General features: G+C 67.8%; 22 protein-coding genes and 1 tRNA gene. 12 read left to right on the top strand and 11 right to left on the bottom strand.

From position 1 onward, the window contains the following. Positions 1 to 36 precede the first annotated feature (36 nt). The 4 genes from G432_RS06990 (at position 37) to G432_RS06975 (ending at position 3,981) form a co-directional block, all read left to right on the top strand. Positions 37 to 954, top strand: coding sequence for a flagellin (locus G432_RS06990; RefSeq protein WP_015458124.1), 918 nt, complete (start codon positions 37 to 39; stop codon positions 952 to 954). 266 nt (positions 955 to 1,220) lie between these two features. Further along, on the top strand, positions 1,221 to 2,075 hold the full coding sequence (locus G432_RS06985) for a flagellin (protein ID WP_015458123.1): 855 nt from the start codon (positions 1,221 to 1,223) through the stop codon (positions 2,073 to 2,075). A gap of 263 nt (positions 2,076 to 2,338) precedes the next feature. Beyond that, a complete protein-coding gene (locus G432_RS06980) occupies positions 2,339 to 3,229 on the top strand; it encodes a flagellin (RefSeq protein ID WP_015458122.1) in 891 nt (296 codons plus the stop codon). A gap of 347 nt (positions 3,230 to 3,576) precedes the next feature. Beyond that, positions 3,577 to 3,981: a hypothetical protein gene (locus G432_RS06975; RefSeq protein ID WP_015458121.1), complete on the top strand. Its 405-nt coding sequence runs from the start codon at positions 3,577 to 3,579 to the stop codon at positions 3,979 to 3,981. A gap of 99 nt (positions 3,982 to 4,080) precedes the next feature. Here G432_RS06975 and G432_RS06970 read toward each other — a convergent pair whose 3' ends face one another. From G432_RS06970 to fliG, 8 genes are all read right to left on the bottom strand, one after another. After that, positions 4,081 to 4,743, bottom strand: a complete 663-nt coding sequence (locus tag G432_RS06970; protein WP_015458120.1) for a flagellar hook assembly protein FlgD — start codon at positions 4,741 to 4,743, stop codon at positions 4,081 to 4,083. Positions 4,744 to 4,757: 14 nt separating this feature from the next. Beyond that, complete coding sequence (locus tag G432_RS23185; RefSeq protein WP_015458119.1) at positions 4,758 to 6,116, bottom strand: flagellar hook-length control protein FliK; 1,359 nt, start codon at positions 6,114 to 6,116, stop codon at positions 4,758 to 4,760. Positions 6,117 to 6,204: 88 nt separating this feature from the next. Beyond that, positions 6,205 to 8,289, bottom strand: coding sequence for a flagellar biosynthesis protein FlhA (flhA, locus tag G432_RS06960; RefSeq protein WP_015458118.1), 2,085 nt, complete (start codon positions 8,287 to 8,289; stop codon positions 6,205 to 6,207). A gap of 28 nt (positions 8,290 to 8,317) precedes the next feature. Beyond that, on the bottom strand, positions 8,318 to 8,746 hold the full coding sequence (locus G432_RS24330; protein WP_015458117.1) for a helix-turn-helix domain-containing protein: 429 nt from the start codon (positions 8,744 to 8,746) through the stop codon (positions 8,318 to 8,320). After that, positions 8,746 to 9,129 (bottom strand): flagellar motor switch protein FliN, encoded by a 384-nt coding sequence (fliN, locus tag G432_RS06950; protein ID WP_015458116.1) that lies wholly within the window; start codon positions 9,127 to 9,129, stop codon positions 8,746 to 8,748. Before fliN ends, G432_RS24330 begins: the two co-directional genes overlap by 1 nt. Next, positions 9,126 to 10,727, bottom strand: a complete 1,602-nt coding sequence (fliF, locus tag G432_RS06945; protein WP_187294038.1) for a flagellar basal-body MS-ring/collar protein FliF — start codon at positions 10,725 to 10,727, stop codon at positions 9,126 to 9,128. The genes fliN and fliF overlap by 4 nt, the downstream gene beginning before the upstream one ends. A 118-nt stretch (positions 10,728 to 10,845) precedes the next feature. Next, entirely contained in the window at positions 10,846 to 11,526 is a 681-nt protein-coding gene (locus G432_RS06940; RefSeq protein ID WP_015458114.1) for a FliH/SctL family protein, read from the bottom strand. Between the two features lie 37 nt (positions 11,527 to 11,563). Next, positions 11,564 to 12,598, bottom strand: coding sequence for a flagellar motor switch protein FliG (gene fliG / locus G432_RS06935; RefSeq protein WP_015458113.1), 1,035 nt, complete (start codon positions 12,596 to 12,598; stop codon positions 11,564 to 11,566). Positions 12,599 to 12,699: 101 nt separating this feature from the next. On the opposite strand from fliG, the gene G432_RS06930 reads away from it, so the two are divergent. From G432_RS06930 to G432_RS06900, 8 genes are all read left to right on the top strand, one after another. Further along, positions 12,700 to 15,399, top strand: a complete 2,700-nt coding sequence (locus G432_RS06930; RefSeq protein WP_041864831.1) for a delta-60 repeat domain-containing protein — start codon at positions 12,700 to 12,702, stop codon at positions 15,397 to 15,399. Between the two features lie 23 nt (positions 15,400 to 15,422). Then, the gene (locus G432_RS06925; protein ID WP_015458111.1) at positions 15,423 to 15,845 is read left to right on the top strand and encodes a flagellar biosynthesis protein FlgB; all 423 of its coding nucleotides are present in this window, start codon (positions 15,423 to 15,425) and stop codon (positions 15,843 to 15,845) included. 342 nt (positions 15,846 to 16,187) lie between these two features. After that, positions 16,188 to 18,344 carry a methyl-accepting chemotaxis protein gene (locus G432_RS06920; protein WP_015458110.1) on the top strand — a complete coding sequence of 719 codons (2,157 nt, stop codon included), beginning with the start codon at positions 16,188 to 16,190 and terminating at the stop codon, positions 18,342 to 18,344. Between the two features lie 337 nt (positions 18,345 to 18,681). Next, complete coding sequence (gene infA / locus G432_RS06915; RefSeq protein WP_003049127.1) at positions 18,682 to 18,900, top strand: translation initiation factor IF-1; 219 nt, start codon at positions 18,682 to 18,684, stop codon at positions 18,898 to 18,900. A gap of 34 nt (positions 18,901 to 18,934) precedes the next feature. Then, a complete protein-coding gene (locus G432_RS06910) occupies positions 18,935 to 19,525 on the top strand; it encodes a Maf family protein (protein ID WP_015458109.1) in 591 nt (196 codons plus the stop codon). Then, positions 19,518 to 20,528: a hypothetical protein gene (locus tag G432_RS06905; protein WP_015458108.1), complete on the top strand. Its 1,011-nt coding sequence runs from the start codon at positions 19,518 to 19,520 to the stop codon at positions 20,526 to 20,528. Before G432_RS06910 ends, G432_RS06905 begins: the two co-directional genes overlap by 8 nt. Beyond that, positions 20,500 to 20,706, top strand: coding sequence for a DNA gyrase inhibitor YacG (locus G432_RS22470; protein WP_015458107.1), 207 nt, complete (start codon positions 20,500 to 20,502; stop codon positions 20,704 to 20,706). Before G432_RS06905 ends, G432_RS22470 begins: the two co-directional genes overlap by 29 nt. 35 nt (positions 20,707 to 20,741) lie before the next feature. Beyond that, positions 20,742 to 20,817, top strand: a tRNA-Phe gene (locus tag G432_RS06900). Positions 20,818 to 20,942: 125 nt separating this feature from the next. Here G432_RS06900 and flgH read toward each other — a convergent pair. The 3 genes from flgH to flgG are packed head-to-tail and all read right to left on the bottom strand — an operon-like array spanning position 20,943 to position 22,938. After that, positions 20,943 to 21,671, bottom strand: a complete 729-nt coding sequence (gene flgH / locus G432_RS06895) for a flagellar basal body L-ring protein FlgH (RefSeq protein ID WP_015458106.1) — start codon at positions 21,669 to 21,671, stop codon at positions 20,943 to 20,945. Positions 21,672 to 21,685: 14 nt separating this feature from the next. Next, positions 21,686 to 22,147 (bottom strand): flagellar basal body P-ring formation chaperone FlgA, encoded by a 462-nt coding sequence (gene flgA / locus G432_RS06890; RefSeq protein WP_015458105.1) that lies wholly within the window; start codon positions 22,145 to 22,147, stop codon positions 21,686 to 21,688. 5 nt (positions 22,148 to 22,152) lie between these two features. Next, positions 22,153 to 22,938: a flagellar basal-body rod protein FlgG gene (flgG, locus tag G432_RS06885; RefSeq protein WP_015458104.1), complete on the bottom strand. Its 786-nt coding sequence runs from the start codon at positions 22,936 to 22,938 to the stop codon at positions 22,153 to 22,155. Positions 22,939 to 22,956: the final 18 nt, after the last annotated feature.

Raw genomic sequence — 22,956 nt, 5'->3', positions numbered from 1 at the left:
GCAGAAGGCGGCCTCCTATCCAAGAAGGACGATATCATGGCACTTTCCGTTAACACCAATGTCGGTGCGATGGCCGCGCTTCAGTCGCTGACGTCGACCAACCGCAGCCTGGAAACCACGCAGAGCCGGATCACCACCGGTCTCAACGTGGCGTCGACGAAGGACGATTCCGCCAAGTATACCGTGGCGCAGACGCTGCGCGGCGATCTCGGCAAGCTGAGCGCGGTCACCTCCTCGCTCAACAACGCCAAGAGCGTCACCGACACCGCCATCGCCGGTGCCGAGCAGGTTTCCGATCTGCTCAACCAGATGAAGGCGAAGGCCCTCGAGGCTTCGGACGCGGGCCTCGATCAGGACAGCCGCGATGCGATCGCCAAGGACCTGACTGCGCTCAAGGAGCAGGTCAACACGATCATCGACGGTTCGGACTTCAACGGCACCAACATCCTGAAGAACGATCCGGCCGATGCCACCAACGACCAGATCGTTTCGGCGCTCCAGTCGATCGCTTCGGGTTCGTCGGCCCTCACCGTTTCGAACCAGGGCTATACCAGCCTGTCTGAAACCGCTTTGGGCGATGCCACCAACACCGGCACCCTGACCTGGGTGAAGACCGGCGGCAAGGACATCGACCTGAGCGACAGCTCAGGCGGCGGCGGCGACACCGGTGCCCAGAAGGCCACCGATTTCGGCGCGGCGCTGGATACCTTCTTCAGCAAGGTCCAGGACAGCCTGAGCACGCTGGGCGCGGCTTCGCGCAAGATCGAAGGCCAGCTCTCGTTCAACAGCAAGCTGACCGACGTGGTGACGAGCGGCATCGGCAACCTGGTCGATGCGGATCTCGCCAAGGAATCGGCGAAGCTGCAGGCCCTGCAGGTCCAGCAGCAGCTGGGCGTCCAGGCTCTCAGCATCGCCAACCAGGCGCCGCAGACGATCCTGTCGCTGTTCCGTTAATTCGGGCGACGGCTCCGCTCCGGCCTTACCCACGGGGCGGTGGCCAAAGGAAGGCCGGGATGGTTCGACCGTCCCGGCCTTTTCCTTGCGCGCGTGCCGGTCCGCGCATCGCGTTCGTTAAGCATAAATAAAGTGGGGCATCGATTTGGGTGGCCCCGGAATCCTTCCCAGAATGAAAGGCGGGCCGATGGGTATCGGGTCGTCGCGGATCGGCGCTTCCGGTCCAGGTCGCAGAAGGCGGCCTCCTATCCAAGAAGGACGATATCATGGCACTTTCCGTTAACACCAATGTCGGTGCGATGGCCGCGCTTCAGTCGCTGACGTCGACCAACCGCAGCCTGGAAACCACGCAGAGCCGGATCACCACCGGTCTCAACGTGGCGTCGACGAAGGACGATTCCGCCAAGTATACCGTGGCGCAGACGCTGCGCGGCGATCTCGGCAAGCTGAGCGCGGTCACCTCCTCGCTCAACAACGCCAAGAGCGTCACCGACACCGCCATCGCCGGTGCCGAGCAGGTTTCCGATCTGCTCAACCAGATGAAGTCCAAGTCGCTCGAAGCTTCGGACGCGGGCCTCGATCAGGACAGCCGCGATGCGATCGCCAAGGATCTGACCGCCCTCAAGGCCCAGATCAACACGATCATCGACGGTTCGGACTTCAACGGCACCAACATCCTGAAGGACGGCGCTACGGCTCCGGCCGTCGACGGCACCGTCAGCGCGCTGCAGTCGATCGCTTCGGGTGCTTCGGCGCTCACCGTCGCGAACCAGGGTTACACGACCCTGTCGACCGACAATCTCGGCGCGGCCGGCGCGGACATCGCCCTGGCGGACGACGCCGCGGCGACGACCCTGTCGGGCAAGCTGGATACCTTCTTCGATTCCGTCCAGGACAGCCTGAGCACGCTGGGCGCGGCTTCGCGCAAGATCGAGGGCCAGCTCTCGTTCAACAGCAAGCTGACCGATGTGGTGACGAGCGGCATCGGCAATCTGGTCGACGCGGACCTCGCCAAGGAATCGGCGAAGCTGCAGGCCCTGCAGGTCCAGCAGCAGCTGGGCGTCCAGGCTCTCAGCATCGCCAACCAGGCGCCGCAGACGATCCTGTCGCTGTTCCGTTAATCGGCAAGGGACGATCGGCTCCGTCCTCCTCTTCCGGGGGAGGGCGGGGGTGTCGAAAGGGAAAGGCCGGGGTGGTTCGCCATCCCGGCCTTTTCTTGTGCCCGCGTCCAAGTCGTTAAGCATAAAAAAGTCGGGCGCGGATTTGGGTGGCCCCGGAATCCTTCCCAGAATGAAAGGCGGGCCGATGGGTATCGGGTCGTCGCGGATCGGCGCTTCCGGTCCAGGTCGCAGAAGGCGGCCTCCTATCCAAGAAGGACGATATCATGGCACTTTCCGTTAACACCAATGTCGGTGCGATGGCCGCGCTTCAGTCGCTGACGTCGACCAACCGCAGCCTGGAGACCACGCAGAGCCGGATCACCACCGGTCTCAACGTGGCGTCGACGAAGGACGATTCCGCCAAATATACCGTGGCGCAGACGCTGCGCGGCGATCTCGGCAAGCTGAGCGCGGTCACCTCCTCGCTCAACAACGCCAAGAGCGTCACCGACACCGCCATCGCCGGTGCCGAGCAGATCTCCGACCTGCTCAACCAGATGAAGTCCAAGGCTCTAGAAGCCTCGGATGCTGGCCTGGACGACGACAGCCGCGTCGCGATCACCAAGGATCTGCTGGCTCTCAAGCAGCAGGTCTCCACGATCATCGACGGTTCGGACTTCAACGGCACCAACATCCTGAAGGGTGATGGCTCGGCGACCGCGCAGGGCGTTTCGGCGCTCCAGTCGATTGCTTCGGGTGCCTCGGCGCTCACCGTCGACAACCAGGGCTATACGACGAAGGCGACGACCGCCCTCGGCGATCTGACCGACGACACCGATTTCGCCGGCATCGATACCAGCGATCCGACGAACATCACCGCCGCCGCGTTCAGCACCGCCACCACCGGCGTGATCGACAAGCTCGATGCCTTCTTCGGTGAAGTTCAGGACAGCCTGAGCACGCTGGGTGCGTCTTCGCGCAAGATCGAGGGCCAGCTCTCGTTCAACAGCAAGCTCACCGACGTGGTGACGAGCGGCATCGGCAACCTGGTCGACGCGGACCTCGCCAAGGAATCGGCGAAGCTGCAGGCCCTGCAGGTCCAGCAGCAGCTGGGCGTCCAGGCTCTCAGCATCGCCAATCAGGCGCCGCAGACGATCCTGTCGCTGTTCCGTTAAGGGACATGATCAGTTCCACCCCAGCCCTCACCCACGGGGTGGAACATCATGCGGAAGGCCGGGGCGGTTCGCCGTTCCGGCCTTCTTGCATGTCGGGGAAGGCGCGACGGTGCCCGATTCCGCAGGATTTTCGGGCGATGGACCGCATCCGGAACATTTCCGGCGGCATTAACCACCAATCCCCCTAGGACGAGGAGTCGCCGGGCAGATAAGGGAATTCCCTTAGTTGGTATTAACCGGTCCATCGAAGAGAGGCTGGCCTCATGTGCGCGGTACCAGGCCGTGCCGTCGTCTAGTGGGGAGGACGAGACCAGAAGTCGGAACATTATCGAACGAGGTTCTTTCTGATGAACGTCAGCGTCGCTTCCGGAGGATCGGCCCATAATGCCGGCACCGGAAATTCCGAAATGAACTACCGGCTCACCCTCCAGCTATCGGTCGAGGACGCCTGTGCGCTCTGGGATGCCGCCGCGGAGCGGTGCATGAGCGTGGGCGGCCTGACGATCGAGGATGTCGAAGAAACCCTCGGCCCGCGCCAGGATCCTTCGATCGAAGATTGCCTGATAACCCTTGCGCTGCCCGCGCGCATTGCCGGCTGCACGCTCACTGATTTCAACCTGGCCGATGCCGGGGACGGCCTTCCCGTCGCCCCGGGCGCCCAGCGCAATATCCGCGCGGCGCCGGCTCATCAGGGCATTTCCTCCACGATGCGGCTCTACGCGCCCGTGCCGCACACCGCCCGCGTCGCCTGATCGATCGAGCCTCCGTTCGATCGCGGACGGGGCAGGATGCAAAGAAAACCCCGCGCCGACCGGTCGGCGCGGGGTTTCTTTTCGCGGCTGCCCGGGAGATCAGGCCGGGTTGGAGATCGCCACCAGCCCGTTCACCGACATGCGGATGCCGTTCACGCCCAGCATCACGTTGGTGCCGTCGGTCACGACATCCTTGACGGTGGCGACCGAATTGATGGTCACGGGCACCTTGTTGCCGCTGGCGTCGAGCGCGGCGATCGACAGCGTATAGGCGCCGTCGGCGGCGCGAGTGCCGTCGGCCAGCGTGCCGTCCCACTGGTAGCGGCCCTGCGCGTCCGCCTCGATCGTCTTCTCGCTGACGACCTTGCCCTTCGCGTCCTTGACGGTGGCGACGATCGAGGCCGGCTGGCCATCGGCATAATAGGTCCAGGTCGCGGGCGCCTCGCCCAGGCCGGCCACGGGCGAATCGAACCGCGCCTCGCGGCCGATGAAGCTCGATGCCTGCGCCATGTCCTGCGAGGCGAGCTTGCCGATGATCTGCTGCAGCTTGTCGGTCTGCTGGATCGATTGCTCGACCTGCGAATATTGCACGAGCTGCTGGGTATATTCCGACGTGTCCATGGGATCGAGCGGGTCCTGATTCTGCATCTGCGCGGTCAGCAGCTTCAGGAACATGTTGAAATCGGCGCCGATCTGGCTCTTGGCCTGCTGGTTCGCCGTGTTGCTCATGGTCGATGCGTCGGTATTCGAAACGGTCGTCATCTCGGTCGTTCCCTTCAGGCCCTTACGTCCACTCGGCCGCTGGCGCGCAGCGAACGATAAGCGGGTTGATCGTCGGTCGGGCCGCTGCCCAGGGCCGGACCGCCCTGGGCCTCGCGGCCGTCGAAAGCTTGCTGCCCGCGCTGCCAGGCCGTGCCGGCATCGCCGCCGCGGCTGTCGAAGCGGAAGGACTGGGCGTCCGCCCGCACGCCGGCATCGGCGAGCGCGCGGCTCAAATCGCTCGATTCCCGGCGCAGCATGTCCAGCGCCATCGGGCTGTCGGCGGCCATCACCGCGCGCAGGCTGCCGTCGCGCTCGAAGGAAAGGCGCACGTCGATCCGCCCCATCTCGGCCGGATCGAGCCGGATCAGCACCTCGCTGCGGCCGGCGGAGATGCCACGCGCGATCTCCACGCCCATCTCGCGCCCGATCCGCCCGGCCTCGGCCGTGACGACGGCCTGCGCGGGGGCATGCGGCGCGGCGGCGCCATAGGGATGGGCCACCGCGCGAGGCGCGATGCCGGGCAGCGCCTGGCTGAACAGCGGGGAAGGCAGACCATCGGGGCCGTCCGGCGCGGCCTGCCCGGTGGTGGCGTTGGCGGCCGTCGCGGTCTCACCGGCCGGCCTGGCGGCGGGACGCGCCTCGATGGAGACGCCGGCTGCTTCGGCATCCGCCGTGGCGAGGGGATTGTCCGGCGCGATCGGGGCGTCCGCCGTGACCGGTGCCGGGGCGGGCGCCGCCGCAAGCGCCGTTGCCGGGCGCTGCGGCTCGATTGGCTGGGCGGCGGGCCGGGTTGCGCTATCATCCCCGGCGATGTCGACCGGCGCTCCGTCCTTGTCGGCACCGTCATCGTCGGCGCCAGGATCGTCTGCCGCGATATCCATGTTGCCGGCGTCCGCCGCGACGACGGGCATCTCGGCGACGTCCTTGGCCGGGACGGCCGGCGCCGCCGGCTTGCCCGACCGGGTCGAAGCCAGGGTCGCCGGTGCGACCTCGGGCTGCGGCGCGGTCTTCACCGATGCCTCGCGCGGTGCGGGCGGGATCGGGCCGGCGGCATCCGGCAGCAGGCTCTGTTCCTCGCCTTCGGCAACGGCCTCTCCGGCCGGCGCCGGATCGTCGGCCGGAGCCGGCCGTTCGGAAGGCAAGGGCAGGGAAGGGGCCGCCGTCTGGGCGATCTGGCTGGCCTGCGTATCGGGCTGGGCGGGAAGATCGGCCTGGTTTCCGGCCATCACCGGCGCCGCGCCGCCTTCCGCCGTCGCATTGGAGCCGGCCCCGATCAGCGCGCCGAAGCCCGCCGCCGCCGCGCTGGCGCCGGCCGATCCCCCTTGCGGGCGGGTGGATGCGGCAACGGCCGGGGCAATCATCGATATGGTCATTCGGCCCTTCCTGTCGGTGCGTTTCGCACCTCACATTCCATTATAGGATGGAAAGGCGCGGTCGGGTCGCGCCCTGCGCCGATCCGGCTCATCCGATGGTGCCGATCGCGCGGATGCGGGCGCGGGCGTGGATCTCGTTCTGCGAAAGCACCACGGTCGCCGGGCGCACCCGTTCGATGATCGATCGCACGAAGGGGCGGATCGTCGGGCTGGTCAGCAGGCAGGGTATCTCGCCCTCCGAGGCCAGCCGGTCATAGGTTTCCCGCACGGAGGCGATGAAGCCCTGCAGGCTGGAAGGCGCCATGGCGAGGTGGCGCTCGTCCCCCTGGCCGACGATGCTCTCCGCGAACTCCTGGTCCCAGCGCGGCGCCAGCGTCACGATCGGGATGGTACCCTCGCGGGTCTGCGCCGCCGATATCTGGCGGGCCAGCCGTCCGCGCGCATGCTCGGTGATCTGGGTGAGGTTCTGGGTGTAGGCGGTGGCTTCGGCGATGCCTTCCAGGATGGTCGGTATGTCGCGGATCGAAACGCCTTCGGCCAGCAGGTTCTGCAGCACGCGCTGCACGCCGGAGACGGAGATCTTGGCCGGCACGATATCCGAAACCAGCTTCTCCGATTCCTTGTGCACCTCGGTCAGCAGCTTCTGCGCCTCGGTGTAGGATAGCAGGTCTGCGATGTTGTCCTTGACGATCTCGGTCAGGTGGGTGGTGATGATCGTGCCGCTGGAAACCACGGTCAGCCCGCGGAAGCCGGCCTCGTCGCGCAGCGACCGGTCGATCCACAGGGCCGGCAGGTTGAATACCGGCTCGCGCGTTTCCTCGCCCGGCACGCCCGCCGATCCGCCGGCGGGGTTGATGACGAGCAGCTTGTCCAGCCGCAGCTCGCCGCGCGCCGCCTCCGTTTCCTTGACGTAGACGACATATTCGTTGGGCTGCAGCGCCATATTGTCGAGGATGCGGACGGACGGCAGCACGAAGCCGTAATCGATCGCCATCTGCCGGCGGAGCGCGCGGACCTGATCGTCCAGCCGGGGCTCGGCCTGGCTGTCGTTGATGAGCGGGAGGAGGGCGTAGCCCAGCTCGATCCGCACCGCGTCGATCGCCAGCGTGCGGGCGATCGGCTCCTCGGCCTGCGCGCTTTCCTGCTCGCGCGCCATCGCCTCGGCCATCGCGGTGCGGGCGGCCTCCGCCTCGTTCCGTCGCGTCATCTTCCAGGCGAACCAGCCGCACAGGGCGGCAAGGCCGGCAAAGGGGATGAAGGGCATGCCCGGCACCAGCCCCAGCACCGCCATCAGCGCGGCCACCATGCCGAACGCCTTGGGATAGCGGCCGAGCTGGTCGCCCAGCGCCGCGCCGGTCTTGCCGGCGACGCCACCCTTGGAAACGAGCAGGCCGGCGGCGGTGGAGACGATCAGCGCGGGGATCTGGCTCACCAGCCCGTCGCCCACTGTCAGGATCGTATAGGTGCGGAAGGCATCGCCGAACGGCACGCCGTGGATCACCACGCCCACGATCAGGCCGACGACGATGTTGATGCCGGTGATGAGGAGGGCGGCGACCGCATCGCCCTTCACGAATTTGGAGGCGCCGTCCATCGCGCCGTAGAAGCCGCTCTCCGCCTCGATCTCGGCCCGGCGCTCGCGCGCCTGCGCCTCGGTTATCATGCCGGCGGAAAGATCGGCGTCGATCGCCATCTGCTTGCCGGGCATCGCATCCAGGCTGAACCGCGCCGCCACCTCGGCGATGCGGCCCGCGCCCTTGGTGATGACGACGAAGTTGATGACGATCAGGATGATGAAGATGGTGAGGCCGATCACCGTCTCGCCGCCCATCAGGAATTCGCCGAACGCCGCGATCACGCCGCCGGCCGCCTGGTGGCCTTCATGGCCGTGGCCCAGGATCAGGCGGGTGGAGGCCAGGTTCAGGCCCAGCCGCAGCATGGTGACGATCAGCAGGATCGTCGGGAAGCTGGAAAGCTGGAGCGGCTTTTCGATGAACAGCGCCGTCATCATGATAAGGACGGAGGCGGTGATCGAAAGCGCCAGGCCGAAATCGAGCATCCATCCCGGCATCGGCAGGATCAGCATCGCGATGATCGCGATGATGCCGCCGGCAAGCGCGAGGTCGCGGCCGGGGCCGAGCCGGTTCAGGAACTGTTCGAGCTGGATGGGCATGGGGGGCTCCGAGGGCGGGCGGCCGGGATCAGGCCGCCGGCGAGACGGGAATGCCGTCCTCGATGAAGGTTCTCAGCTTGTTGCGCATCGTCCGCACCGAAATGCCGAGGATGGTGGCCGCCGATGTGCGGTTGCCGCGGCAATGGGCCAGGGTGCGCAGGATCAGGGCGCGCTCCACCTCGGCCACGGTGCGGCCGACGAGGGCGTCGATCATCCGCGCGGGCACCGGCGTCGCGGCACCGGCCTCGCCGCGCAGGCGGGCGACGATGTCGCGCACGTCCACCGGCACGTCGATCATCACCATGTCGCCGCGGGTCCGGCCCAGCCGCTCGATCGCCTCGCCGGTGGCTTCGCACACGGCCAGGGCATCCGGGTTCGCGCGCGCCATCACGGCCGCGATCTCGGACGCGCTGGCCGGATCGCCGACCAGCAGCAGGTGGGCGCCATCGGGTGGCATCAACGATCCTGCCGGATGATTTCGGTAAGCGTCACGCCCAGCGCGCTGTCGATCAGCACCACCTCGCCACGGGCGATCAGGCGGTTGTTGACGAAGATGTCCACCGGCTCGCCGACGCGGCGATCCAGCTCCACCACCGCGCCCGGCTTCAGCTTCAGAAGCTCGCCAATGTCCATGCGCGACCGGCCCAGCACCGCCTGCACCTTCACCGGCACGTCGAACACGGCCTGCAGGTCGTCGGCGGAGGGCGGCGCGGCGGATGCGGCCCGGTAATTCCACCCTTCCGCCTGGTCGTCGGCCGCCGTCTCGCCGGTTTCCGGGCCGAAATGGGTCGGCGCCAGCAGACGGGCTTCGGGGTCGTTGGTCATCTCGTCGTCCTTCATGCGTTCATCCATTGGCGGATCACCGAAGCGGATTCGGCCGGATTGGCGGCGATCGCGTCGCCGATGCGCCGCAGCGCGGATAGCTTGATGCGGCCGTCGACCTGGGCGAGCGCGATCTCCTGATCGAGCATCGGCACCTCCTCACCCTGGCGCAGCTCCTCCAGCAGGCGCATCGCCTCCTCGTCGCCGTCGGCGGCGCGGGTGGCGAGGTCCAGCATCTCGGGCTGCTGGCCGGTCAGCAGGACGGGCTCGGCATCGTTGGCGGCCGTGGGCATCAGCCTGGGGCGCAGCATGCGGATGCCGATCAGCACCACGCCCGCCAGCACCAGCACCTTCAGCAGGCTGAACAGATTGTCCGTGGTGATGCCGAAGGGCAGGGCGCCATCGGCCAGGCCGGGCTCCTCGGGCGCCACGAAGGCCATGCTTTCCACGACCACGCTGTCGCCGCGCTCGGCATCGAAGCCCACGGTATTCTCCACGAGGCGCGTCAGCCGCTGGATCTGCTGCTGCGAAAGGCCCTTCGGCCCGCCGTCGACCATCACGGCCACGGTCAGCCGGTTGATCTTGCCGGGGCTGCGCACGCTCACCGTCTGGGTGCGACTGTTCTGGAAGGTGATGTCTTCCGACGATTCGTTGCGCGCGGACCGGCGGGTATCCTGGCCGTTGCCGTTGATCGGGCCTTCATTCTCGGGAAGCTGGGTGGCAACCGTCACGCCTTCGGCGCCGGCCGCGCTCTCGTCATTCTGCTCGCCCGATTCCACCGTCACCTGATGCGCGATCACCTGCTTGTCGGGATCGAACATCTCGGCTTCCTCGCGCATCTGGTCGCGGTCGAGCTGGGCGGAAACCTCGGCGCGCACCTTGCCGGTGCCGACGATCGGCTCGACCATCGCCTCGATCTGCGAACGCAGCCGGGCCTCGACGGCGGCCTGCCGCTCCTCGATCTCCGAGGAACCGGCGCCGCCGCCTTCGCCCGCGCGGGCCAGCAGCGCGCCCGACTGATCGACGATTGAAACGCTTTCGGGGGCAAGTTCGGGAACGGAGGAGGAAACCAGGTAGCGGATCGACTGCACGGCCTCGCCGGTCAGCTTGCCGCTGGTCTTGACGGTGACGGCGGCGGTCGCCTTGCGCGGCTCGGCGGCAAACATCGCGCGCTCCGGCATCACGATATGGACGCGCGCCTTGCTCACCCGCTCCAGGCTCTCGATCGACCGGGCAAGCTCGCCCTCGATCGCGCGGGTCTCGTTCATCTTGGCGCGGGAGGAGGAGACGCCGAACGGTTCCTCGGCGTCCAGCACCTCATAGCCGATCTTGCCGCCCAGCCGCTCGCCGGCCATCGCCATGCGCAGCTCGGCCAGCTTGTCCACCGGCGCCAGGATCGACGTGCCGTCCGGCGAAAGCTGGAAGGTCACGCCCTGGGCCTTCAGCTTCTCGGTGATCGATTGGGCGGCCGAAGGTTCGAGATCGGTGTAGAGATAGCCCATTTCCGAAGAAGAGCCTCTCAGGGCGAGCGCGCCGATGCCCAGCAGCAGCGCCAGGGCAACGCCGCCCATGATGAGCAGGCGGCGGGTGCCCAACTGCGCGATCAAATTCCGCATTCCGTCCAAGGCTGGCCTCGTGTTTCGATCACAAAGGCCGCTGCCCTTGCACCTCCATTATAGGAGGATATCGACTAGGCAACTCTTGCCGGTGCAGATTCTCTTCGCGTCTTTTTCTTCAATTATCCTTGGTTTCGCCCAGCAGCGGGCCAAGCTCCGCCAATATGGCGGCGCGGCGGTGGGCGGCGTCGACGGCCAGGCCGCCTTCCTCCCAGAAAATCAGCGCGTCGCTCTCGGCCATCTCCTCGTCGGCGATCACCGTCAGCGATAGCTTGCGCCGTTCCTTGCTCACCCGCACCGCGATCAGCCGCTCCATATCCTCGGCTATGGCGGGGTGGACGCGGATGCCGATGCGGGTGCCGCGGCTCACTTGCTCCAGCACGCGGCCCAGCGCCTCGTCCGCCGCGCGGGCGGGGGCCTGCTCCACGGCATGGCCCGCCAGCACCTCGGCGGCGGTGAAGGCCAGCTTGGCGGCGTCCTTCATCACCGCCTCGGTCGCCTGGGCGATGCGGGCGTCGATGTCGTCCAGCGTCGCGTGCAGCGCGTCGCACGCCGCCAGCACCGCCGCGTCGCGTTCGGACCGCGCCTGGGCGAGCCCCGCCGCGAAGGCGTCGCTCCGCGCGCGGGCGAGGATCTCGATATGCTCGGCGCGCAACCGGGCGATATCCGCCTCCAGGCTCGCGATCCGCTGCTGGAAGATGGCTTCGTCCACCGATGCCGGCGGCGCCTCTTCCGGGGCGGACGGAAAGCGGAAGACGCGATCGAAGCCGAAGGGCTTTACGTGGATGGCTGCCTCCATCGTCGACCTTTCATCATGTCCTGCCGGCGATGCCGGATCAGTAGATCATCGCATCGTCGCTCTTGGGATCGACGAGCATGATCTCGCCCCGATCGCCGAGCGATTTCGCCAGCCGCACCAGGTTGGCCTGCGCCTCCTCGCATTCGCGGGCGCGCACGGGGCCCATGGCGGCCATGTCGTCGCGCATCAGCTTGGCGGCGCGCTCGGTCATGCCGGCATAGAACATCTGGCGCATCTCCTCCGGCGCGCCCTTGAGGGCCAGCGCCAGCTCGCGCTTGTTGCAGTTGCGCACGATCGTCTGGATCGCGGCGGGCAGCAGGTTGGCGAGGTCCTCGAAGGTGAACATCAGCGCGCGGATGCGCTCGGCCGATTCCGGCGCGCGCTCGTCCAGCGCGGAGAGCATCGCTTCCTCGGTCTGGCGGTCGAGCGCGTTGAACATCTCGGCCATCGTCTCGTGCGGGTCGCGGCGCTGGGCGCGGGAAAGATTGCTCATGAACTCGCTCTTGAGCGTTAGCTCGACCTGCTGGATCACGTCCTTCTGCACGGTATCCATGCGCAGCATCCGCATCACCACGTCGGTCGCCAGCTCCTCGGGCAGTTCCGAAAGCACGCGCGCGGCATGGTCCGATTTCAGCTTGTGCAGGATCACCGCCACCGTCTGCGGATATTCGTTCTTCAGATAGCCGGCGAGCACCGTCTCGCTGACGTTGGAAAGCTTGTCCCACATCGTCCGGCCGGATGGGCCGCGTATGTCCTCCATGATCTCCTTCACGCGCTCGGGCGGAAGGATGCCTTCCAGCAGCCGCTCGGTCGTCTCGAACGATCCGTGGAACGTCGCCATGCTGGAGACTTCGGAGGAGAATTGGACGAGGAGATGTTCGACCACGGCGGAAGGCACGCGGCCGAGCTGGGCGATGCTGGCGGAAAGCTCCTTGATCTCGTCGGTCGAAAGCTGTTCCCAGATCGGCGCGCCATGTTCCTGGCCGAGCGCGAGCATCACCACCGCCGCGCGCTGCGCGCCGGAATATTTCTTCAGCTCCGCCGGCTCGGCGACCGGCACCATAACGCTCATGCCATGCTCCCAAAAATTTGGCGCGTTCGCGGCCGTCCGGGCCTCGATCCCTCTATCTTATAGGAGGAAGCCCGGCACGGGCCCGATCGGCGGAGGAAATTTTGACGATAAATTTGTCCAGCGGGCTGGTCGGTCTCAGCCTCCTTTCGGGCACCAACGGCTTCCAGAGCGGTTCGGGCACGACCTTCGACAGCGCCGCCGTCATCAAGGCCAAGGCCGCCTTCACCACGCCGGTCGTCACCGCGCCGTGGGAGGTGAAGACCGATGCCAAGTCGCCGTCCGAACAGATCGCCGCGATCAAGGCGATGCGCACGATCATCGACAAGGGCGCGGGCACCGACCTGGGCGACCTGCCCGATATCCAGACCTCCTTCACCGCTTATAAGGCGCTGGTGAACCTCAAGGTGCTGGCCGACAGCGCGGCCAAGCTCACCACCTCGTCCAGCGAACGCAAGTCGCTGGAGGCGACGTTCGCCAAGGGGCTGGCCGATCTCAAGGCCTATCTCGGCCAGGCGCCCAGCGATCTCGTCAACCTCTCCTTCAGCCGGCCGACGAGCATGACCGAGAGCGTCGGCGTCAAATCGAGCGCCGACGCCTATCAGGTGATCGCCAAGGGCGTCGGCACCGCGCGCGACGCCGCGGTCCCCGGCCTCACCGGCAACGAGGTGCTGAAGATCGATCTGTCGCGCGGATCGATCCGCGACAGCGTGACGGTCGATCTCTCGCAGACCACGCAGCCGCCGACGCTCGATTCCGTCGCCGCCGCGATCAACGCCGCCATCGCCGCCGTGCCGATGCGCGATACGGCCGGCAACATTGTCCTCGACGAGAATGGCGACCCCAAGGCGCGCTGGCATTCCAGCTTCGCGGTCGAGAAGCATGACGGCAAATGGGGCCTCACGCTCAAGGTCAGCGGGTCGGAACGCATCGCGATCGATCAGGTGGGCGGCGACGACCGGCTGATGGTCGTCACCGGCCAGACCGCGCTCGACGCGCCGGCCAGCGTCCAGGTGCTGACCTTCGACGATCCCGCCGGCAATCTCGACCGCTCGATTTCGGGATCGATCGCCGGCATCGATCGCGAAGGCACGGCGCAGGCCGCGCTTTCCGCCAATAATGCGAAGAAGACGGGGACGAGCGGGGCCGACGCGCCCAAGCCCGCGCAGGTGCTGGCCGATACGCGCGCGGGCGCGATCGTCACCGATGCGCAGGGCTACAGCTATGTCGTCGGCACCACCGAGGGCGATCTCGGCGCCAACCTCGCCGATGGCGACAAGGATCTGTTCCTCACCAAGCTCGACAGCGAAGGCAAGGTCGTCTGGCAGCGCACGCTGGGGCTGGCCGGGGAATCGAGCGGCGCCGCGATCAGCATCGCGCCCAATGGCGATCTGGTCGTGGCCGGCACGGTGCAGGGCAGCGACAGCGACATGCTGGTCGCCCGCTTCGGCGCTGACGGGGCGGAGATATTCTCCACCACCGTGGCCAAGGTCGGCAATGAAAGCGCCACCGCCGTCACGGTCGGCCCCGACGGGTCGATCTTCGTGGGCGGCAAGGCCTCCACCGGCGGCGGCGATGCCTATGTCGCGCGGCTGGATGCCAACGGCAAGGTGCAGGAACGGCTGACGATCGACAGCGGCGGCGCCGATACGGTGACGGCGCTGGCCGTCGACGGATCGGGCAAGCTCCTGATCCTGACCAAGGAGGATGGCGGCACCGCGAAGCTCCGCCAGGTCGATCCGCAGGCGCTTTCGACCGAGCTTGGGTCGATCACGCTCGGCACTGCCGATGCGCGCGCGATCGCGGTTTCGGATACGGGCGAGATCGCCGTGGTCGGCGCCACCATCGCGCCCATCGCGGGCACGCAGGTGAACGGCATGGCGGGCGGCCGCGACGGCTTCGTCACCCGCATCGATGCCGCGCTCGGCAGCGCCAGCACCACCTATATCGCCTCGGCCGGCAGCGACCAGATCGATAGCGTCGCTTACATGAACGGCGCGCTCTATGTCGGCGGCCGTACCACCGGCGATCTCGGCGGCACGCGCACCGGCGCGGTCGACGGTTTCGTCAGCCGCATCGACGCCGCCACCGGCGCGATCGAGACGACCCGCCAGTTCGGCCGCGCCACGCAGCAGACCGAACCGGTGCTGGTCTCCGCCGCCACCGGCGGCGATACGGCGCTGGGCGCGCTCGGCCTCACGCGCGGCACGGTGAACCCCGCCGAAGCGACCACGCTCACTTCGCAGACGACGCTGCGCGCGGGCGACGAATTCAGCGTCAGCGTCGATGGCGGCCGGGTGAAGAAGGTGGTGATCGAGGCCGGCGAGACGATGAAGTCGCTCGCGGCCAAGATATCGAAGATCACCGGCAATGCCGCGAGCGTGATGGCGACGACGATCAACGGCGTCACCAAGCTGCGCGTCACCGCCAAGGCGGGCCGCTCCGTCGAGCTGGTGGCGGGGGCCGAAGGCCGCGACGCGCTCGTCAAGCTCGGCATGGAATCGACCCGCCTTGCCGCCAACAAGCCGCCGAGCGACAAGGACCCGAAGGTGAAGCCCGGCGGCACCTTCGGCCTCAATCTCAGCGCGGCGCTCAACCTGCTCAACGCCAAGGACGCGGCCTATGCCGCCAAGCAGCTCGAATCCGCCATCTCGATGACGCAGACGGCCTATCGCTCGCTTTATTGGGATTCCACCAAGGCCGCTCAGGTCGATGGCACGCTCAACGGCCAGGGTTCGGCCTACCAGCAGCGCCAGCTCGCCAATTATCAGGCCGCGCTCACCCGCCTCACCGGCGGCGCCTGATCGCGGGGAACAAGGAAACAGCCATGGCCACCGCGCCCACGCTCCTCACCGGCATCCACCAGTCGATGAAGCATCTGGCCGAACGCCAGCGCGTCATCGCGGAAAATATCGCCAATAACGAAACCCCCCGTTTCAAGGCGCGCGAGGTGGAGGCGCCCGATTTTTCGGAACTGCTGGCGGCGCAGGGCACGCGCGGCGCTCCCCGCGTGGTCCGCCCCCGCATCAGCCTGACCAGCGGCATGGCGGCGCTTGGCGCCCGGCCGCCGCAGGCGGGCAGCAATGTCGTGCTGGATCGCGACACGACCGAGACCAAGCCCGACGGCAATAACGTCACGATCGAGGATCAACTGCTGAAGATGGGGCAGGTGCAGGCCGATTTCACGGCGATGACCAACCTCTACCGCAAGCAGATGTCGCTCCTGAAAAGCGCGATCGGCCGCAACTGAGGGGCGGCGGCGGCCCCACGGCCGGGGGGCCGGCCGTTTCCCGCCGCGCATGGAAATCGCCCGCTCGCCGGTCGGCAAGCGGGCGTTCGCGCATGTCGAGGCCCCGGACATGCGCGATATGGCCTTCATGACGCCATTCCCGATCGGCTCATGCTGAAAATGCGTAATATTCGCTGCCGGATCACCCGCCGCGGCGCGTGCCCTTCATATAATGAACCTAGGGTGCCGATCCTCCGCGATCGCCACCCGCGCCATGCCCGGTCGCCCATGCATTCCCGATGGACCGGCCGACCCAGATAAAGAGGTCACCGCTCGATCGTGGCCCGAACGCAGGTGAACGTTATGCACGCAATGTTCAGCCGGATGGCCATCGCCGGCAAATTGATGACGGTGGCCGGATTATCGATCGGGCTGCTGCTCGTTCTCGGTTTTTCCTTCATCATCTACCAGTCCAATTCGGTGGTCGAAACGCTGTCGCGCGATGCCACCACCGCGCAGGCGGATTCCGAAACCAACGCGCTCGAGGCCGAGCTTGGCCGCGTCGAGGCCACCGCCCGTTCGATGACGGCGACGGTCGCCACGCTCCGCCAGGCCGGCGCCCGCGATCGCGGGCTCGCCATGGCGACGCTCAAGCCCAATATCGATGCGTCGCCGCTGATCCTCGGAAGCTGGGTCGTCGCCGAACCCAATGGCTTCGATGGCCAGGATGCCGCCAATGTCGGCCGCCCCGGTTCGGAAACCGGCGAGTTCATGGCCTATTGGGTCAAGAACAGCGCGGGCAATGTCGTGCTCGAGCCGATGAACGGCCGCAGCGAATATGGCCGCGATTACTACAAGACGCCGCGTGACAGCGGCCTGCCCTCGCTGATCGAACCCTATGTCGAGGAAGTCGACGGCAAGCCCGTGACGATAACGTCGATTTCGATCCCCATAAAGGCGGACGGCCAGGTCGTCGGCGTGGCCGGCGTCGATCTCGCCCTCGATGACATTTCGGCGCGCCTCGGCAAGCTGAAGCCGTTCGGCACCGGCAAGGTCATGCTGCTTTCCAACCAGGCGATGTGGGTCGCGCATCCCGATGCGGCGCTGCGCATGAAGCCCTATGCCGATCCGGGGCTGGACAAGGTGAAGGCCGCGATCGCCAGCGGCGAGACGATCACGCTCGACGATATCGAGATCGGCGGCGTCGCGGTGGAACGCACCATCCGGCCCGTCCGGTTCAAGGGTCTCAACACCACCTGGGCGGTCGTGCTCGACGTGCCCGAAGCCACGATCAACGCGCCGGCGAACAGCCTGGCATGGCAGCTCATCGTCGGCGGCATCCTGATCGTCGGCGCCGCGCTCGCCGGGCTCTTTTATGCCGCGCGTTCGATCATCGGCCGGCCGATGGCGGAACTCAGCACCGCGGTCGATCGCCTCGCCAAGGGCGAGAATCTCGCCGTGCCGCAGACGGACCGCCATGACGAGATCGGCACGATGGCCCGCGCGGCGGACGTGTTCCGCCAGGCGGCCGCCGATCGCGCCGCCGCCGATGCCCGCGCCGCCGAGGAGCAGAAGCTCATCACCAGCGCGATCGGGGATGGGCTCGCGGCCCTTACCGACGGCGATCTCACGGCCGAGATCCGGACCGACTTCCCCGGTGCCTATGCCGTGCTGAAGGCCAACTTCAACGAAGCCGTCACGGGTCTCCGCCGGATGATCGGCGCGGTGATGCAGAGCGCCGGCGCGATCCGCACCGGATCGCAGGAAATCGCCCAGGCATCCGAGGATCTCGCCCGCCGCACCGAGGCGAACGCGGCGAGCCTGGAGGAGACCTCCGCCGCGCTCGCCCAGATCGACGATCGCCTGAAGGCGACCGCCAAGGCCGCGACGCGCACCGTGCAGCGGGCCGATCAGGCGATCTCCACCGTCAGCGGCGGCCGCAACGTGGCGGACGAGGCGGTGCAGGCGATGGACCGGGTGCGCGAAAGCGCCAAGGGCATCGACGAGGTGATCGAGGGCGTCGACAAGATCGCCTTCCAGACCCGCGTCCTCGCCATGAACGCGGCGGTGGAAGCCGGCCGCGCCGGCGAGGCGGGCCGCGGCTTCGCGGTGGTCGCCGATCTCGTCAGCGCGCTTGCCATGCGCGCCGAGGAGGAAGCCAAAAAGGCGCGCGATCAGCTCACCCTCACCCAGACGGACATCGGCACCGCCGTCGAGGCCGTCCAGCGCGTGGACAATGCGCTGGCGAGCATCGCCGAGGGCGTGGGCGAGGTGCATGGCCTGCTCGACGGCATGGCCAGCGACAACCAGGCCCAGTCGTCGGCCATCTCGCAGATCAGCGTCGCGGTCTCGACGATGGATCAGTCGACCCAGCAGAATGCCGCGATGGTGGAGGAGACCTCGGCCGCCGCGCGCAACCTGAATTCGGAGGTGAATGCGCTTTCCGAACAGGCATCCCAGTTCAGGATCGGGTCGGAAGATCGCGGCGGCGGCCATGGCGCCGGCCGGCTCGCCGCCTGAAGTGGCTCCGGCCCGTCGTTCGGGCCGATATGCGCCGGCCCCCGATCCCGCGACGGCGGGCAGGGGGCCGGCCTGTCCTACAATAGTTGCGTTGCGTTATGATCCGCCTCGTCCCCGGACGGGGCGGATTCGCCTTGTTCCGGCACGCCGGATCACCATATCGGGCACGAAGTTGAAGATGCGTTCTATATCCTCAACTTCCTCAACTTCGTTGGAAATGGGCCCCCGCCGGATGCCCGAAAAACGCGAAGGCCGCATCGTCGACCTTCCCTTTTTGGCTGCTTGGCGCTAAGGCGGCGCGATTTTTCTCCACGCGACTCTAACATCAAGGGGCCTGATGGCTAAGGAAGAACTGCTCGAAATGCGCGGGCAAGTAGTGGAACTGCTGCCCAACGCCATGTTCCGCGTCCGGCTTGAGAACGACCATGAGATTCTCGGCCACACCGCCGGCAAGATGCGCAAGAACCGCATCCGCGTGCTGGTGGGCGATGAAGTGCTCGTCGAACTGACGCCTTATGATCTGACCAAGGGCCGGATCACCTATCGCTTCAAGTGATCGGCCGTCTCGGGCGATCGGCCGGGGGCCGCCTATGCCGTCCCTGATCCTCGCCTCGGCCAGCCCCCGCCGGCTGGAACTGCTTGCCCGCCTCGGTATCGTGCCCGCCGCCGTCGATCCGGCGGAGGTGGACGAGACGGCGGGCGCCGGCGAACTGCCCTTGCCCTATGCCCGCCGGCTGGCCGCCGAGAAGGCGACCGCCGTCGCCGCGCGGCATCCGGGCTGCGTGACGCTGGCCGCCGATACGGTGGTCGCGGCCGGGCGCCGCATCCTGCCCAAGGCGGAGGACGAGGCCACGGCCCGCCGCTGCCTGGAACTGCTCTCCGGCCGCCGCCACCGCGTCATCACCGCCGTCAGCCTGATCGACGCCGAGGGCCGCGCCCGCCATCGCGAATCCGTCTCTATCGTCACCTTCAAGCGGCTGACGGAAGCGGAGGTGGATCGCTATCTCCGGTCCGGCGAATGGCACGGCAAGGCCGGCGGCTATGCCATACAGGGCCGCGCCGAAGCCTATGTCCGCTTCCTTTCCGGCAGCCATTCGGGCGTCGTCGGCCTGCCCCTGTTCGAAACCCGCGCGCTGCTGGAAGCCGGCGGCGTGATGCCCGGCGAAGGCGATCTTGGCTGAATGGCTCTATGAGGACGGCATCGGCGAGGCGCGGGCCGCGCTGGTGGATCAGGGCCGCATCCTCGAAGCCGCGATCGAGCCTGACGATGCAGGCCCCCGCGCCGGCGCCGTCATTCCGGCCCGGCTCACCAAGGTCCTCATTCCCGGCCGCCGCGCCGTCGTCACGCTGGAAGGCGAGGGCGGCGAGGCGCTGATCGAGCCGCCGCCGCGCGGCGTCACCGAAGGCGCCCGCCTGCTGGTGGAGATCACTCGCGCCGCCATCCCCGAACCCGGCCGGCCGAAGCGCGCCATCGCCCGGGCCGCGCCGCCGGATGCGCTGCCCACGGACGGCCCCGATCTCCTCCAGCGGATCGCCGCCACCGGTATCCCCGTCGTCCGTCTCGCCAGCCATGGCGAGGATCGGCTGGAGGCGGCCGGCTGGTCGGAGCTTCTCGACGAGGCGCTGACCGGCGAGATCGCCTTTCCCGGCGGCGCGCTCCGCCTCTCCCTCACGCCGGCCATGGCCCTGTTCGACGTGGATGGCCCGCTGCCGCCGGCCGAGCTGGCCGTGGCCGGCGCCCGCGCCGCCGCCCGCGCCATCCGCCGGATGGGCATAAGCGGCTCGATCGGCATCGATCTGCCCACCGTCGGCGCCAAGGCGGATCGCCAGGCCGCCGCCGCCGCCGTCGATGCCGAACTTCCCCAGCCGTTCGAGCGGACCGCCGTCAACGGCTTCGGCTTCCTCCAGATCGTCCGCCGCCGCAGCCGCGCCTCGCTGCCCGAATTGCTGCGCAGCGAACCGGCCGTTGCTGCGGCCCGCGCCCTCCTGCGCCGGGCGGAGCGCACCGCCGGTGCCGGCACCGTCCAGATCGCCGCCGCGCCCGCCGTGATCGCCGCGATCGCGGCGCGCCCGGATTGGTGGGCGCTGCTGGAGCGCCGCCGCGGCCTTCCGCTCGCCTTGCGAAGCGAGGCTTCGTTCGCCATATCAAGCGGGCATGTCCACATCGGCCCCCTCCCGGCGTAAGCGCGGCGCCTGCCCGCTCTGCGGCGCTCCCGCCACCCCCGCGCACGCCCCCTTCTGCAGCCAGGGCTGCCGCGATCGCGATCTCCTGAACTGGCTCGGCGAGGCCTATCGCACCCCCGGCCCGGCCAGCGATCCGGAGGGGCAAGAAATTGTCGAAGACGGGCTGGACAGGCCCTAGCAGCCTTGTCTATAGGCCGCGCTCCAACGCTTCCTGCCCAGGTAGCTCAGTTGGTAGAGCACGTGACTGAAAATCACGGTGTCGGCGGTTCGATTCCGTCCCTGGGCACCACAGCTTCCAGATTAAGCCGTTGGCAACCATGAAATATAAGAAACCGAGCGACGTTGTTCCGTCGCCCGGCTCGGGCCTTTCCAGGGAATCGAAGGGCCGGAGAGTTTCCTCCCCGGCCCCTGCGTTCAGAACGGGAACAGCGCGTCGTAGATCTGCTGGCCCCAGCGGGCCTGCTGCGCGTCGGTGAGCTGGCCGCGCCCGCCATAGCTGATTCGCGCCTCGGCGATCTTGCTGTGGGCGATGCTGTTGTCGCGGGCGATGTCCTCGGGCCGGACGACGCCGGAGACGATCAGCTCGCGCAGCTCGAAATTGACGCGCATCTCCTGCCGGCCGCGGATCAGCAGGTTGCCGTTGGGCAGCACGCCCGTCACCAGCGCGGCCATCGTCATGTTGATCTGTTCGCTGCGGGTGGTGTTGCCGCTGCCGGTCGATTTGGAAGCCGAATTGGCCCCCACCAGCTCCGGATTGCCGGGTTCCAGGCCGAACAGGCGGCCAAGGCTGGCATTTTCCGATCCGTCGCGGGTGCGCGCGGTGGAATTGTCGAAGCTGGCGCGATCCTGGATGTTGATCCGGATCGTCAGGATATCGCCCACGCGCGATGCCCGCTGATCGCGGAAGAAGGCGCCCGCGCCGGTGCGGAACAGCGAGGCGCCCGTCGGCTGGGGTTCGGGCGGCGATGCCTGGCCGGCGCGGTGGGCGGCCGCCTGGTTGCCGAGCGACGGTTCGATGATCGGCGCGGTGGGATCGTCCATCGGCGACATCTTCGGCGCGCGGCCGACATTGGCGAGCCGGTCCGCGACGCTGCAGCCGGAAAGCAGGGTGGCGATCATCAGCGCCGATGCGATGCGTTTCATGTCCCTTGACCCTTTCATTGCCCGGCGATGCGGACGCGGCCCGGCTGGTCGACCACGGCATCCAGCGTGCGGTTGGTGCTGAGGCTGACGACGCGCACGGCATCGCCCTTGCCGCCGTCGGTCAGCGCGCGGCCGGGGGCGGTGATCGTCAGCCCGCCGGAAACCACCGCGATGGTGACGGCCTCGCCCCGGCGGACGAGGCGCGGCATCACGATATCGGTGCCCTTCACGATCGCGCCCGCCATCAGCCGGCGTGCGGCTTCCTTGCCGGCGGCGGCGGCCGGCGGCAGCGCGCCCCGCGCCGCATTGGGGGCGAGCGGCGCGGTCTCGAAATCGGCGGCGGACATCAGCTCGCCCTTCTCGATCGTGCGCGCCAGCACCGGCGCCTGCACCGTGGCGGGCGGGGGAGCGGGCAGGGCGGCGGCCGGGGCCGGGGCGCCCGCCACGGCCAGCGCGATGGAAAGCAGCAGCGCCATGATCGTCAGCGAAGCTGCGCGCTGGTGGCGAGCATCTCGTCCGAGGTCTTCACCACCCGGCTGTTCATCTCATAGGCGCGCTGCGCGGTGATGAGAGCGGTGATCTCCGACACCGGATTGACGTTCGACGCCTCCAGGAAGCCCTGGTTCAGCACGCCGAAGCCCGGCTCCCCCGGAATGGCGACGTTGGGCTGGCCCGATGCGGCGGTTTCCAGGAACAGGTTGGAACCCATGGCCTCCAGCCCGGCTTCGTTCACGAAGGTCGCAAGCTCAAGCTGGCCGACGGTCTGCAGCTCGGTCTGATCGGCCATCTTCACCTGGACCTCGCCGGTCTTGGAGATCACCACGTCCACCGCGCCCTGCGGAATGGTGATGGCGGGTTCGATGCGATAGCCGTCGGTCGTCACCAGCTCGCCCTGGTCGGAAACCTGGAACGATCCCGCGCGGGTATAGGCGGTTTCGCCCGAAGGCATGGTGATCTGGAAATAGCCTTCGCCGTCGATGGCGAGGTCGTAGGGGTTGCTGGTCTGCGTCATCGCGCCCTGTTCGGAGATGCGATAGACGCCGCCGGTGCGCACGCCGGCGCCGATCTGGATGCCCGAGGGCACGCGCGTGCCGTCCGCGCTGGTGGAGGCGCCGGGGCGCGAGACCTGCTGGTAGAGCAGATCCTGGAATTCGGCGCGCTGCCGCTTGAAGGCGGTCGTGTTCATGTTGGCGATGTTGTTCGAGATCACGTCGACATTGGTCTGCTGCGCGAGCATGCCGGTCGAGGAGATGGAAAGAGAGCGCATGGGTTCAACCTTTCAGTG

The sequence above is a fragment of the Sphingomonas sp. MM-1 genome (genome assembly GCF_000347675.2).
GTDB classification, from domain to species: domain Bacteria; phylum Pseudomonadota; class Alphaproteobacteria; order Sphingomonadales; family Sphingomonadaceae; genus Sphingomonas_E; species Sphingomonas_E fennica.
Note: the sequence above shows the minus strand (reverse complement) of the source record. Positions and strands in the feature narration are given on the sequence as shown.